Origin of the sequence: Caballeronia glathei (assembly GCF_000698595.1) — a bacterium.
GTDB classification, from domain to species: domain Bacteria; phylum Pseudomonadota; class Gammaproteobacteria; order Burkholderiales; family Burkholderiaceae; genus Caballeronia; species Caballeronia glathei.
On the sequence record NZ_JFHC01000052.1, the window covers coordinates 48,764 to 61,764 of the forward strand.

8 protein-coding genes are annotated in these 13,001 nt (G+C 66.7%); 5 read left to right on the forward strand and 3 right to left on the reverse strand.

Translation table 11 applies throughout. The annotated features are described in order from the left end of the window. Positions 1-45 precede the first annotated feature (45 nt). Positions 46-672, forward strand: coding sequence for a cysteine hydrolase family protein (locus tag BG61_RS26935; protein WP_035940299.1), 627 nt, complete (start codon positions 46-48; stop codon positions 670-672). Positions 673-729: 57 nt separating this feature from the next. Here the strand turns inward: BG61_RS26935 and BG61_RS26940 are convergent, their stop codons facing one another. Continuing rightward, the gene (locus tag BG61_RS26940) at positions 730-1,377 is read right to left on the reverse strand and encodes a TetR family transcriptional regulator (protein WP_035940297.1); all 648 of its coding nucleotides are present in this window, start codon (positions 1,375-1,377) and stop codon (positions 730-732) included. Positions 1,378-1,817: 440 nt separating this feature from the next. Between BG61_RS26940 and BG61_RS26945 the strand changes: the two genes are divergently transcribed. Genes BG61_RS26945 through BG61_RS26955 form a run of 3 tightly spaced genes read left to right on the forward strand, consistent with a single transcriptional unit; the run spans position 1,818 to position 7,896 of the window. After that, positions 1,818-3,050, forward strand: a complete 1,233-nt coding sequence (locus BG61_RS26945; RefSeq protein ID WP_035940296.1) for an efflux RND transporter periplasmic adaptor subunit — start codon at positions 1,818-1,820, stop codon at positions 3,048-3,050. A gap of 15 nt (positions 3,051-3,065) precedes the next feature. Continuing rightward, positions 3,066-6,245, forward strand: coding sequence for an efflux RND transporter permease subunit (locus tag BG61_RS26950; RefSeq protein WP_035940295.1), 3,180 nt, complete (start codon positions 3,066-3,068; stop codon positions 6,243-6,245). A 1-nt stretch (position 6,246) separates the two neighbouring features. Then, positions 6,247-7,896: an efflux transporter outer membrane subunit gene (locus tag BG61_RS26955; RefSeq protein WP_081868196.1), complete on the forward strand. Its 1,650-nt coding sequence runs from the start codon at positions 6,247-6,249 to the stop codon at positions 7,894-7,896. Between the two features lie 110 nt (positions 7,897-8,006). On the opposite strand, the gene BG61_RS26960 is transcribed toward BG61_RS26955, so the two are convergent. Next, positions 8,007-10,130, reverse strand: a complete 2,124-nt coding sequence (locus BG61_RS26960; RefSeq protein WP_035942478.1) for a PhoX family protein — start codon at positions 10,128-10,130, stop codon at positions 8,007-8,009. A 175-nt stretch (positions 10,131-10,305) separates the two neighbouring features. Then, complete coding sequence (locus BG61_RS26965) at positions 10,306-11,685, reverse strand: nucleobase:cation symporter-2 family protein (RefSeq protein ID WP_035936956.1); 1,380 nt, start codon at positions 11,683-11,685, stop codon at positions 10,306-10,308. A gap of 335 nt (positions 11,686-12,020) precedes the next feature. Between BG61_RS26965 and BG61_RS26970 the strand changes: the two genes are divergently transcribed. After that, the coding region (locus tag BG61_RS26970) for an FGGY family carbohydrate kinase (protein WP_035942479.1) at positions 12,021-13,001 on the forward strand (981 nt) is incomplete at its 3' end.

The following is a 13,001-nucleotide window of genomic DNA, read 5'->3' on the forward strand; positions in this document are numbered from 1 at the left end:
GGCGCCATGCCGGATGCCGAATCACCGAAACCCAAGGAGCCACCCATGTCCCGCCGCGCGCTGATCGTGATCGATGTCCAGAATGAATACGTGACCGGCAACCTGCCGATCGAATATCCCGATGTGAACGAGTCGCTCGCCAATATCGGCCTGGCGATCGACGCCGCGAACGCCCACGGCGTGCCGGTGGTCGTCGTGCAGAACTTCGCGCCGTCCACGTCGCCGCTCTTCGCGCGCGGGTCGGCCGCGGCGGAACTGCACGACGTGGTGGCGAACCGGCCGCGTGCGCATTACGTCGAGAAGTCGATGCCGAGCGCCTTCACCGGCACCGATCTCGCCGGCTGGCTCGCCGCGCGCGAGATCGACACGATCGTGGTGGCGGGCTACATGACCCACAATTGCGACGACTCGACGGTCAAGCATGCGGTGCACGCGGGGCTCTCGGTGGAGTTCCTCTCCGACGCGACCGGCGCGGTGCCGTACGAAAACCGCGCGGGCAGGGCGAGCGCGGAGGAAATCCACCGGGTGTTCAGCGTCGTGATGCAGTCGCGGTTCGCGGCCGTGCTCACCACCGCGGAATGGATCGCCGCACTCGACACGGGCGCGGCGCCGGTGCGTGAAAACATCTTCACGTCGAATCAGAAGGCGCGGGCGGGCGCCGCCGCGCGCTGAGCGCCTCGATCGGGCCGGCGCCGCTCAGGGGTCACTCAGGTGTTACTCGGGGGGCACTCAGGCGCCGTCGCCCGGGCAAAGCAGCGCCGGGCTGAAGCGCAGTGAGTCGAAGCACGCGTCGATCAGGCGCTCGGAGTCGCGGTCCAGATCGACGCTGTCGGGCAGCATCAGCGCGTCGTGCAGGATGCCGGTGAAAAGCGCGTGCAGCAGCGTGGTGGCGAGCCCCGTATTGAGCGTGGTCGGCAACTGGCCCTTGTCCATCGCGTTGCGCAGCCCGCGCTCGATGCGCTCGATGCCTTCGCGCATGTTGGTCTGGTGCCGCTCGCGCACCGGCCCCATTTCCTCGACGAACTCGCACTTCAGAAAAAGAATGTCGAACACGCGGCGGCGCTGCTCGTCGAGCGTGATGTTGCGCATGCACCAGACGAAGATGTCGCGCATGCGGGCGAGCGGGTCGGATTCCTTCGAGTCGAGCGTGGCGGCGACGAGTTCGTCGAGCGGCATCAGGCTGCGGTCGAACATCGCGGTGAAAAGGTCGCCCTTGTTGGCGAAATGCCAGTAGATCGCGCCGCGCGTCACGCCGGCTTCCTGCGCGATGTCGGCGAGCGACGTGCGCGACACCCCCTTGTCGAAAAAAACGCGCTCGGCGGCGTCGAGAATGCGGTCGCGCGTCGCGAGCGCTTCTTCCTTGGTTCGTCTGACCATATGTTGCGGCTCTAGCCGTCTCTCTCCTGCTGCGTTTCTGCTGTCAATTATTGCTGCGTCACAGCAATGTCACGGGTTTGTCGACCTTAATCGATTCCAATGAGATGAATCTTCTCGCGCTCGTAATACAGAATAACTACAGTCTCTTTTACATTCGTTCATGGATGTATATACAATACCATCCTTCTACCAGCGTCCCAAGCGTCAATCGACCGGTTTGCCTCCGGCGCGGCTGTAATTCGGATATCACCTCACGCGTGAGTCCGGCGGCCGCGCCTTTGCGTGGCGCCTCGCGCGAGCGCGGGTAACGAGCCGGCTGCCGATCGATTTGCGCTTGCGGCCGCTGGTCAGCGTCAGAGACAGACGCTCGTACGCGGACCCGGCCCGCAGAAGGCCACCGCGCACTCCATCAATCTCAGTCTTAGACAGAGGTCGCTTCCATGCGCGTCGAACGGGTTCCATTCCGCTTAATCAGTGCCGCGACGGCTGCCGTGTTTCTTGCAGCCTGCGGACAAAAACAGTCAGCACCTCCGCCTCAGACGCCCGAAGTCGGCGTCGTCTCCGTAGAGCCGTCGAGCGTGCCGGTCGTCTCCGAGCTGCCCGGGCGCACCAGCGCGTTTCTCGTCGCCCAGGTGCGGGCGCGGGTCGACGGCATCGTATTGCGCCGCGAGTTCACGGAAGGCTCGGACGTCAAGGCCGGCCAGCGTCTTTACAAGATCGATCCGGCGCCGTTCATCGCGTCACTGAACAACGCGAAGGCGTCGCTTGCGAAGGCGCAGGCCAACGTCGCCACGCAGAACGCGCTGGTCGCGCGCTACAAGGTGCTCGTCGCGGCGAACGCGGTCAGCAAGCAGGACTACGACAACGCCGTCGCCGCGCAGGGCCAGGCGGTCGCGGACGTGGCCGCGGGCCGTGCCGCCGTCGATACGGCGCAGATCAACCTCGGCTATACGGACGTGGTCTCGCCGATCACCGGCCGCACCGGTCTCTCGCAGGTGACGCCGGGCGCGTACGTGCAGGCGAGCGCCGCCACGCTGCTCACCACGGTGCAGCAGCTCGACCCGGTGTACGTCGATCTGACGCAGTCGAGCGTCGACGGCCTGAAGCTGCGCCGCCAGATCCAGGAAGGGCGCCTGCAGACCAACGGCGCCAACGCGGCGAAGGTCACGCTCGTGCTCGAGGACGGCCGCGTCTATCCGGACGCGGGCAGGCTCCAGTTCTCGGACGTGAGCGTCGACCAGGGCACCGGCTCGGTCACGGTGCGCGCGATTTTCCCGAACAAGGACCGCGTGCTGCTGCCGGGCATGTTCGTGCGCGCGCGCATCGAGGAAGGCGTGAACGACCACGCGCTGGTGGTGCCGCAGATCGGCATCACGCACGACCAGAAGGGCCAGGCGGTCGCGCTGGTGGTCGGCCAGGGCGACAAGGTCGAGCAGCGCACGCTCGTCACGTCGGGTGTCTACGGCAGCAACTGGGTGGTGGACAGCGGCCTGAGGCCGGGCGATCGCGTGATCGTGAACGGCGTGGAAAAAGCGAAGCCCGGCATGACGGTGAAGCCGGTCGCGGCTCAATTGCCGGCGCAGCCGGCCTCGGATGCGCAAGCCTCCGCCGCGCCCGCCGCGAGCGGTGCCCAGGGCGCCGCGAGCGCGGCCGCCGCCTCGGGCGCCAAATAACAGGGAGCCGGTTTCATGGCAAAGTTTTTTATCGATCGCCCGATCTTCGCCTGGGTGATCGCCATCATCCTGATGCTGGCGGGGATCGCGTCGATCTTCAACCTGCCGGTCGCGCAGTACCCGACCATCGCGCCGCCTGCCGTGCAGATCAGCGCGACGTACCCGGGCGCGTCGGCCACGACCGTCGAAAACACGGTGACGCAGGTGATCGAGCAGCAGATGAGCGGCCTCGACCACCTGCTGTACCTGTCCTCGACGAGTGACGACTCCGGCACGGCGACCATCACGCTCACCTTCGCGGCCGGCACGAACCCGGACATCGCGCAGGTGCAGGTGCAGAACAAGCTGCAGCTTGCCACGCCGCTCCTGCCGCAGGTCGTGCAGCAGCTCGGCACGAAGGTGACGAAGTCGAGCAGCAGCTTCCTGCTCGTGATGGCGTTCGTGTCCGAAACCGGCACGATGAGCAAGTACGACCTCGCGAACTACGTGGCGTCGAAGGTGCAGGACCCGATCAGCCGTATCGACGGCGTGGGCACGGTCACGCTCTTCGGCACGCAGTACGCGATGCGCGTGTGGCTCGACGCGACCAAGCTCACCAACTACAGCTTGACGCCGGTCGACGTGAAGAACGCGATCACCGCGCAGAACGTGCAGGTGGCGGGCGGCAGCCTCGGCGGCACGCCGTCGGTGCCGGGCCAGATGCTGCAGGCCACGATCACCGAGGCGACGCTGCTGCAGACGCCCGAGCAGTTCGGCAACATCCTGCTGAAGGTGAACCAGGACGGCTCGCAGGTGCGGTTGAAGGACGTCTCGCGCATCGAGCTCGGCGGCGAAAACTACAACTTCGACACGAAGTACAACGGCGCGCCTACCGCGGGCTTCGGTATCCAGCTCGCCACCGGCGCGAACGCGCTGAACACGGCGAAACTGGTGCGCGCGAAGATCGACGACCTGTCGAAGTACTTCCCGCCCGGGCTGGTGGTGAAGTATCCGTACGACACGACGCCGTTCGTGAAGCTCTCGATCGAGGAAGTGGTCAAGACGCTGATCGAGGGTATCGTGCTCGTGTTCCTCGTGATGTACCTGTTCCTGCAGAACCTGCGGGCCACGCTGATCCCGACGATCGCGGTGCCCGTGGTGCTGCTCGGCACGTTCGCGATCATGTCGATCGTCGGGTTCTCGATCAACACGCTGTCGATGTTCGGTCTCGTGCTCGCCATCGGCTTGCTGGTGGACGACGCGATCGTGGTGGTGGAAAACGTCGAGCGGGTGATGGCCGAGGAGGGGCTCTCGCCACGGGATGCCACCCGAAAGGCGATGGAGCAGATCACCGGCGCGCTGGTCGGCGTGGCGCTCGTGCTCTCGGCGGTGTTCGTGCCGGTGGCGTTCTCGGGCGGCTCGGTCGGCGCGATCTACCGGCAGTTCTCGCTTACCATCGTCGCGGCGATGGTGCTCTCCGTGCTCGTCGCGCTGATTCTCACGCCGGCGCTCTGCGCGACCATCCTCAAGCCGATCCCGCAGGGCCATCACGAAGAGAAGAAGGGCTTCTTCGGCTGGTTCAACCGCACGTTCGCCACGAGCCAGAAGAAATACCACAGCGGCGTGGAGCACGTGATCAAGCGCTCGGGCCGCTGGCTCATCATCTATCTGGTGGTGATCGTGGCGGTGGGGATGCTGTTCGTGCGGCTGCCGAAGTCGTTCCTGCCCGACGAGGACCAGGGCACGATGTTCGTGCTCGTGCAGGCGCCCGTCGGCTCGACGCAGGAGCGCACGGCCAAGGTGCTTCTGGATGTGCAGAACTACCTGCTGAACGACGAAAAGGCCATCGTGGAATCGGTTTTCACGGTGAACGGCTTCAGCTTCGCGGGCCGCGGGCAGAACTCCGGTCTCGTGTTCGTGCGGATGAAGGACTACGCGCAGCGCCAGAAGGCGAACGAGAAGGTGCAGGCGCTCGTCGGGCGGATGTTCGGGCACTTCGCGGGCTACAAGGACGCGATGGTGTTCCCGGTCAACCCGCCGTCGATTCCCGAACTCGGCACGGCGTCGGGCTTCGACTTCGAGCTGCAGGACCGCGCAGGCGTCGGCCACGCGAAGCTGATGGAAGCGCGCAACATGCTGCTCGGCATGGCCGCGCAGGACCCGATGCTTGCGCAGGTGCGCCCGAACGGCCTGAACGACACGCCGCAGTTCAAGGTGAACATCGACCGCGAGAAGGCGAACGCGCTCGGCGTGACGACGGCCGACGTGGATCAGACGTTCTCGGTCGCGTGGGCGTCGCAGTTCATCAACAACTTCCTGGATACCGACAACCGGATCAAGAAGGTCTACGTGCAGGGCGAGGCGAAGTTCCGCATGAACCCCGAAGACCTGAACGCCTGGTACGTGCGCAATTCGGCGGGCGGGATGGTGCCGTTCTCCGCATTCGCGAGCGGCCAGTGGATCTACGGTTCGCCGAAGCTCGAGCGCTACAACGGCATCTCGGCGGTGGAAATCCAGGGTGCGGCGGCGCCGGGCAAGTCGACCGGCCAGGCGATGGCGGCCATCGAGGCGATCGCGGCGAAGCTGCCGGCGGGCATCGGCTACGAATGGACGGGCCTCTCGTATCAGGAGCGCCAGTCGGGTTCGCAGGCGCCGATCCTGTACGGCATCTCGATTCTCGTCGTGTTCCTGTGTCTCGCGGCGCTGTATGAAAGCTGGTCGATTCCGTTCGCGGTGATCATGGTGGTGCCGCTCGGTATTCTCGGCGCACTGCTCGCGGCCACGCTGCGCGGCCTCGAAAACGACGTGTTCTTCCAGGTCGGCCTGTTGACCACGGTGGGGCTGTCGGCGAAGAACGCGATCCTGATCGTGGAATTCGCGCGCGAACTGCGCAATCAGGGCATGGGCACGATCGAAGCGGCCGTCGAGGCGGCGCGCCAGCGGCTGCGCCCGATCCTGATGACGTCGCTCGCGTTCATTCTCGGCGTGCTGCCGCTCGCGATCAGCAACGGCGCGGGTTCCGCGAGCCAGCACGCGATCGGCACCGGCGTGATCGGCGGGATGCTCACGGCGACCTTCCTTGCGATTTTCATGATCCCGATGTTCTTCGTCGTGATCAGCAAGTTCAGCAAGTCGAAGGATGCGCCGGCTTCCGGCCCGGACGGCGGCAATGGTGGCAATGATGGCAGCGGCGGCATGGCCAAGGAAGGACATTGAGATGCTCAAACAATCCCTGATCGCGACAGCGGTCGCGCTGCTGGCGGCGGCCTGCACGCTCCAGCCGAAGTACGAGCGCCCCGCGGCGCCCGTCACGTCGACGTTCCCGGAGGGCGGCGTGTACGCCAACCAGCCGGACGCGTCGTCGACTGCGAGCAACGGCCGCACGGCGAACGGGCAGACGGCGCCCGACATCGGCTGGCGCGACTTCTTCGCCGATGCGCGGCTGCAGCGCATCGTCGAACTCGCGCTGAAGAACAACCGCGACCTGCGGGTGTCGGTGCTCAACGTCGAGGCGTCGCGCGCCCAGTATCAGATCACCCGCGCGGCCCTCTTCCCGGCCATCGACGCGAGCGCGAGCCAGAGCAAGCAGCGCACGCCGAAGAATCTCTCGTTTTTCGGCCAGACGATTTCGAACCAGTATTCGGTCGGGCTCAATGCGTCGTGGGAAATCGACTTCTTCGGGCGGATTCGCAGCCTGAAGGATCAGGCGCTCGCGCAGTATCTGGCGACCGCCGAGGCGCGCAAGGCGGCGGAACTCTCGCTGGTGTCGTCGGTGGCGGACCAGTATCTGACGATGCTCGCCTTCGACGACCTGCTCACCGTCACGCGCAACACGCTGAAGACGTCCGAGGAGTCGTACCGGATCACGCAGCTCCAGTACGACAACGGCGTCGGCTCGGAACTCGACGTGCGGCAGGCGGAAGGCATCGTCGAGCAGGCGCGGGCGAACCTGCAGACGGAAATGCGCTTTCGGGCGCAGGCGGAGAACGCGCTGGTGCTGCTCGTCGGCGAGCCGCTGCCGGACGATCTCCCGCCCGGCATGCCGCTCGACAACCAGAACGTGCTGTCGGACATTCCCGCCGGCCTGCCGTCGGATCTGCTCACGCGCCGTCCGGACATCGCGGCGGCCGAGCAGACGCTGCTCGCGGCGAACGCGAACATCGGCGCGGCGCGGGCGGCGTTCTTCCCGCGCGTCACGCTGACGGGCGGCTTCGGCACGCTGTCGCCGACGCTCGGCGGCCTCTTCAAGCCGGGTTCGGCGGCGTGGTCGTTCGCGCCGCAGATTTCGGTGCCGATCTTCGAGGGTGGCGCGAACGTGGCCAACCTCGATCTCGCGCAGGTGCAAAAGCGCATCGAGATCGCCAACTACGAGAAGACGATCCAGAACGCGTTCCGCGAGGTGGCCGACGGTCTGGCCGCGCGCGGCACGTTCGACGATCAGATCAAGGCGCTCGAACGCTTCGTGAGTTCACAGAGCCGGCGGCTGGATCTGTCGGACCTGCGGTACCGGAATGGCGTCGACAGCTACCTCGCGGTGCTGACGGCGCAAACCGACCTGTACGACGCGCAGCAGTTGCTGATCAATGCGCGGCTTCAGCGGCTGACGAACCTGGTCGACCTGTACCAGTTCCTCGGCGGCGGCTGGATCGAGCGTTCGGGCGATCAGCCGCGTCCGGCGGATGCGCCGGTGGACTACGGCTCGACGCCGCCGGCGGCGCCTGCGGCCGGGGCGTCGGCTCCGGCGGCATCCGCCGCCGCGGGTGCGCCGCGTGCTTCGGTTCCGAAGCTCACGCCGGTTGAACAGTTGCCGCGAAAAGGGGCGGCGCCGCAGGCCGAGGCAACAGCCAGAACCAGCGCGCCCGGCTGAACGCAGCCGCGCTGAAGATAAAAAAAACCGCAGTCCCTCTTTCGAGGGCTGCGGTTTATTTTTTCGCCTTCACGCAAGCAGCATCAGGCGTCAGGCAGCTTCGTCCAGCATCAGACGCCGATCACCCCGCCGTCGTCCTTCGTGATGAAGATCGTCGCGGAGCGCGGGCGCGCCGTGCTCCCGGCGTTCGTCTGGCTTTCCGGCCAGTGGCTCGTCAGCTTCGAGATCGTGCCGCCTTCGCCCGGATGCTGAATGTTCACGATGAGCGTCTTGTTGTCCGGCGTCATCGCGATGCCGGTCAGCTCGCACTCCTTCGGCCCGACGAGGAAACGCCTGAGATTCTGCTCGCCCGGGTTCGCGCCCTTGAACGTCTGCGTGCCGCCGCCCGCCGTGATCGTACCGCCGTCGCCGACCTGGCCCGGCGTCGCGGCGAGCAGCATGCAGTTCGTCGTCGACGTGTACGCGCCGTCGTCGGTTTCGATCCACAGCACGCCGCGCGAGTCGAACCACAGGCCGTCGGGGCTCGAGAAGTCGTTGTTGTCGGTGAGCGCCGAGAGGTTGTAGCCGGGCGCTTCCGCCGACGGCGAGCCGAACAGGTACACGTCCCACTGGAACTGCGTTGCGTCGGCGCGCGAATTCGCCTCGCGCCAGCGCACGATGTGGCCGTTCACGTTGCCCGGGCGCGGGTTGGCGGCGTCGGTCGCGCCTTGCGGGCGCACCGCCGTCGTGCCGTTCGTGAGCGTCAGGTACACCTCGCCGTTCACCGGATGCACGGCCGTCCACTCCGGGCGGTCCATCTTGGTCGCGCCGACGGCGTCGGCGGCGAGGCGCGTGTCGATCAGGATGTCGGCGTTGCTCGCGAACGACGCGAGGGCCGGGTTCGACTTGTCGAGCGCGATCCAGTTGCCCGAGCCGTCCGCGTTGAATTTAGCGACGAAGAGCGTGCCTTCGTTCAGGTACTTCGCGCCGGCGGCGAGCCCCTTGTCGGCGGCGGACCAGGGCGCCTTCGACACGAACTTGTAGACGTATTCGTTACGGCTGTCGTCGCCCATGTAGAACACGAGCGGCTGGCCTTCGACCGGAGTCGCCGGCTGGCAGCCTTCGTGGCCGAAGCGGCCGAGCGCGGTGCGCTTGACGGGCATCGCGGCCGGATCGAACGGATCGATTTCGACGATCCAGCCGAACGTGTTGGCGACGTTGCGATAGTCGCCGGCGCCGTCGGCGGCTGCGGTTGCCGACGTGTCCCAGCGGCGGTACAGGTCGCCCGTCGGCGTGCTCCAGCCGTAGTTTCCGGCCTGGCCCGTCTTCACGCCGTAGCGGTCGAGGCTCGCGGTGTCGGTGCGGGCGCCGTCGGTGGTCGCGCGCTTGAAGTAGCCCGCCCAGTTCTCCTCGCACGTGAGATACGTGCCCCACGGCGTGTAGCCGTTCGCGCAGTTGTTGACGGTGCCGCGCGTCGCGCTGCCGTCGGTCGAGTAGAGCGTCTTCATGCGCGCCGTGCCGGCCGCCGGCCCTTCGATCGCGAAGCGGCTCGCGGCAGTGAGGCGCCGGTTGAGCGCCGAACCGCGCACGTATTGCAGCGCGTTGCCCGTGGTGCGCTTCAGTTCCAGCACGCTCACGCCATGGCAGTTCACTTCCTTGTCGACTTCGGCGGCGGGGCGTACGCCCGCGACCGTCGTCGGGCCGGCCGGGTGCAGATACACCTGCGTGATGTTCTCGTGATTCAGGCAAAGCAGGCCGCGGTCGGAGCGGGATGCGGCGTAGGTGCCGTCGTCGGCGAGACCGAAGAAGCGCATGCCGTCGTGATGGTCGCCCGCGCGGCGCTCGTAGGACTCGGCCGTCTCCGAGCCGCCGCCCGCCCAGCTCGCGTCGCCGAAATGCTGCGGATCGCCGAGCGCGTACAGCACGCCGATGCTGTAGCCCGCCGGAACCTTCACGATGTCATCGAGGCTGTGGCCGACTGCCGTGAAATTGAGGGCCGGCTTGGCGGCGGGGGGCGGCGTGGTGGGCGTCGCCGGCGTGGTGGCGGGCGGGGCATTATCGGAACTGCCGCCGCATGCCGAGAGCGACAGCGAGCCGAAAAGCGCGGCCGTCGTGGCGCTGAGGCCGCCGATCACCGTCTGCCTGCGCGTCACGCGCGCTTGCAGGATGTCGGAGAAATGCAAGTTCGAACTGGGATTGTCGTCGTCCGGTTCGGTGTAGGTCTCGGGCTTGTGCGCGTAGCGGTTCTTGCTCATTGTGGTTTCCCGATTGTGGGGTCGAAGAAGCCACGAATGTAGGGTTTTTGTATGCAAAATTTATTACAACTCGCTTTCCTTTTGAGATTTAAGTAAGCAAAAACAAAAACGCCGCAGCTTTCGCCGCGGCGCCCTTCGTTTGTCCGGCGCAGACCCGGCGCCGCCTCATGTCATGTCACTTCGCTTCGCTCGCCTGCGCGGTGCCGTCGAATTCCTGCCCCGCCGCGTGTATCGCGCACTTCGCCTCGCGCTCCTTGCGCACGCCGTTGAACACGACGTTCAGCACCACCGCCGACACCGAAGCGAGCAGGATCCCGCTGTGCAGGATCGGTTCGAGCGCGTGCGGCAGTTGCGAGAAAAACTTGGGCGCCACCACCGGCACGAGCCCGAGCCCGATGCTCACGGCGACGATGAAGAGATTGTGGTGATTCTTCGTGAAGTCGACCTTGGAGAGCACCTTGATGCCGTTCGCCGCGACCATTCCGAACATCACGATGCCCGCTCCGCCGAGCACGAACGGCGGCACCGATGCCACCACCTGCGCCATCTTCGGAAAGAGGCCGAGCACGACGAGGATCACGCCGCCCGTCGCGCAGACGAAGCGGCTCTTCACGCCCGTCACGCCGATCAGCCCGACGTTCTGCGAAAACGACGTATGCGGAAACGAGTTGAAGATGCCGCCGATCAGCGTGCCGAGTCCGTCGACACGCAGGCCGCGCACGAGCGCCTTCTGGTCCACCGGACGGTCCACCAGGTCGCCGACCGCGAGGAACATGCCCGTCGATTCGATGAAGGTGACGAACATGACGATGATCATCGTCGCGATCGAGAGCGGGTCGAAGTGCGGCAGGCCGAAGTGGAACGGCAGCACGATGCCGACCCACGGTGCGTGCGTGACGCCGCTCATGTTCACGTAGCCGAGCGCCGCCGCGATCGCGAAGCCCGCGACCATGCCGAGCAGCACCGAAATATTCGCGATGAAGCCGCGTGCGAACTTGTTGATGAGCAGGATCAGCATCAGCACGACGAGCGACAGCAGCAGATACACCGGATTGCCGTAGTCGGGGTTGCCGACGCCGCCCGCTGCCCAGTTGATGCCGACGCCCATCAGCGAGAGCCCGATCACCGCGATCACGGTGCCCACCACGACCGGCGGGAAAAAGCGCAGGAGCTTGCCGATCATCGGCGCGAGCACGATGCCGACGACCCCCGCCGCGATCGTCGCGCCGAAGACGTCGAGAATGCCGAGGCTCGGATTCGTGCCGATCGCGACCATCGGCCCGACCGCCGCGAACGTGCAGCCCATGATGACCGGCAGCCGGATGCCGAAGATCCAGAGGCCGAGCGTCTGGATCAGGGTCGCGACGCCGCACGAAAACAGATCGGCGCTGATCAGGAACGCGATCTGGTCCTTCGGCAGGTTCATCGCCGCGCCGAGGATCAGCGGCACCGCAACGGCGCCGGCGTACATCACGAGGACGTGCTGAATGCCCAGCGTGAGCAGCTGCCCGGTGGGCAGCCGTTCGTCGCACGGATGTACCGTGTTCGAAGCCATGTCGTCTCTCCTTCTCGAATGCCTGTTTGAGTGGCATCCAAGGTAAGCGGCCCAAAAAGGCGGAACAAGACCACGCGCCGCTATACGCCGCGTTCGCCTGCCGATATGCGAAAGGCGGCCGACGATCGGGCCGGCGGCGCGCAAACCCATGCTGCGCGGGCCGTGGCGCATATCGTGAGGTTTTTGTCGCGCGGCAGGAGGCCGCTATCCTGCGCGTCTCGTTATGATGTTTATCACCATACGCGCATGACCCGTTTTCGGCAGTTATCGCGGTTGCGGCGGGTTAACCCGCAATTTATTCGTGTTTTCCATTGGTTTCAGGACAAAAAATCCCAATGCGTTTTCTCGGCATCGATCTCGGTACGGCTTCGCTGAAACTCGCCATCGTCGACGCGCAAGGACACGAGGTCGCGTCGTCGAGCGCGGCGTATGCGGTATCGACCGCGCACCCGGGCTGGGCCGAAACGAGCGTCGGCGACTGGTGGAGCGCGCTCGTGGCCGCCGCCGCCCGCCTGCCCGCGGGAGAGCGGGAGGCGGTGCGGGGAATCGGCTTCTCCGGGCAGATGCACGGCGTCGTGCTGACCGACGAACGCGGCCGCGCGTTGCGTTCCGCGATGCTGTGGCCCGACACCCGCGCCCGCGACCTGCTCGGCGCGTGGCCGCCGCCGCAGCGCAATCCCGTTGCGCCCGGCATGGCGGGGCCGCTGTTGCGCTGGGTCGCGCTTAACGAGCCGGAGCTTGCCGCCCGCGCGCGCTGGGCGCTCCAGCCGAAGGACTGGCTGCGCACGAGGCTCGGCGGCGAGATCACGACCGATCCGTCCGATGCCTGCGCCACCGCGCTCGCGGAGCCTTCCGGACTGTGGGACGACGCGCTGATCGCGAAGCTCGGCCTGCCGCGCGAATGGTTCGCGCCGCTCAGTCCTTCGTACGCGGTCGCGGGCACCTTGTCAGCCGATGCGGCGGCGGCGCTCGGCCTGCGCGCGGGCGTCGTGCTGGCGGTCGGCGCGGGGGACACGCCGTGCGCCGCGCTCGGCAGCGGACTCTCCGGCGACGGCGACGCGCTCCTCACCACCGGCACCGGCGGACAGATCGTGGTCATGTCGGCGTGCGCGCCGGCGCCGGCCGAGGGGCTGCACGCGTATCGGGCGGCGACTGACGCGTGGTATCGGATGGCCGCGATGCAGAACGTCGGCGTGGCGCTGGAGTCGGTGCGCGGCTGGCTCGCCTTCGATGCGTGGCCGCGCGCCTACGAAGACGCGTTCGCCGCGCACCCGTCCGAACGCGTGACGTTCCTGCCGTACCTGAGCGGCGAGCGC

Coding starts and splice junctions, on each gene's coding strand:
- BG61_RS26935 (WP_035940299.1), top strand. CDS start 46: ATGTCCCGCCGCGCGCTGATCGTGATCGATGTCCAGAATGAATACGTG.
- BG61_RS26940 (WP_035940297.1), bottom strand. CDS start 1,377: ATGGTCAGACGAACCAAGGAAGAAGCGCTCGCGACGCGCGACCGCATT.
- BG61_RS26945 (WP_035940296.1), top strand. CDS start 1,818: ATGCGCGTCGAACGGGTTCCATTCCGCTTAATCAGTGCCGCGACGGCT.
- BG61_RS26950 (WP_035940295.1), top strand. CDS start 3,066: ATGGCAAAGTTTTTTATCGATCGCCCGATCTTCGCCTGGGTGATCGCC.
- BG61_RS26955 (WP_081868196.1), top strand. CDS start 6,247: ATGCTCAAACAATCCCTGATCGCGACAGCGGTCGCGCTGCTGGCGGCG.
- BG61_RS26960 (WP_035942478.1), bottom strand. CDS start 10,130: ATGAGCAAGAACCGCTACGCGCACAAGCCCGAGACCTACACCGAACCG.
- BG61_RS26965 (WP_035936956.1), bottom strand. CDS start 11,685: ATGGCTTCGAACACGGTACATCCGTGCGACGAACGGCTGCCCACCGGG.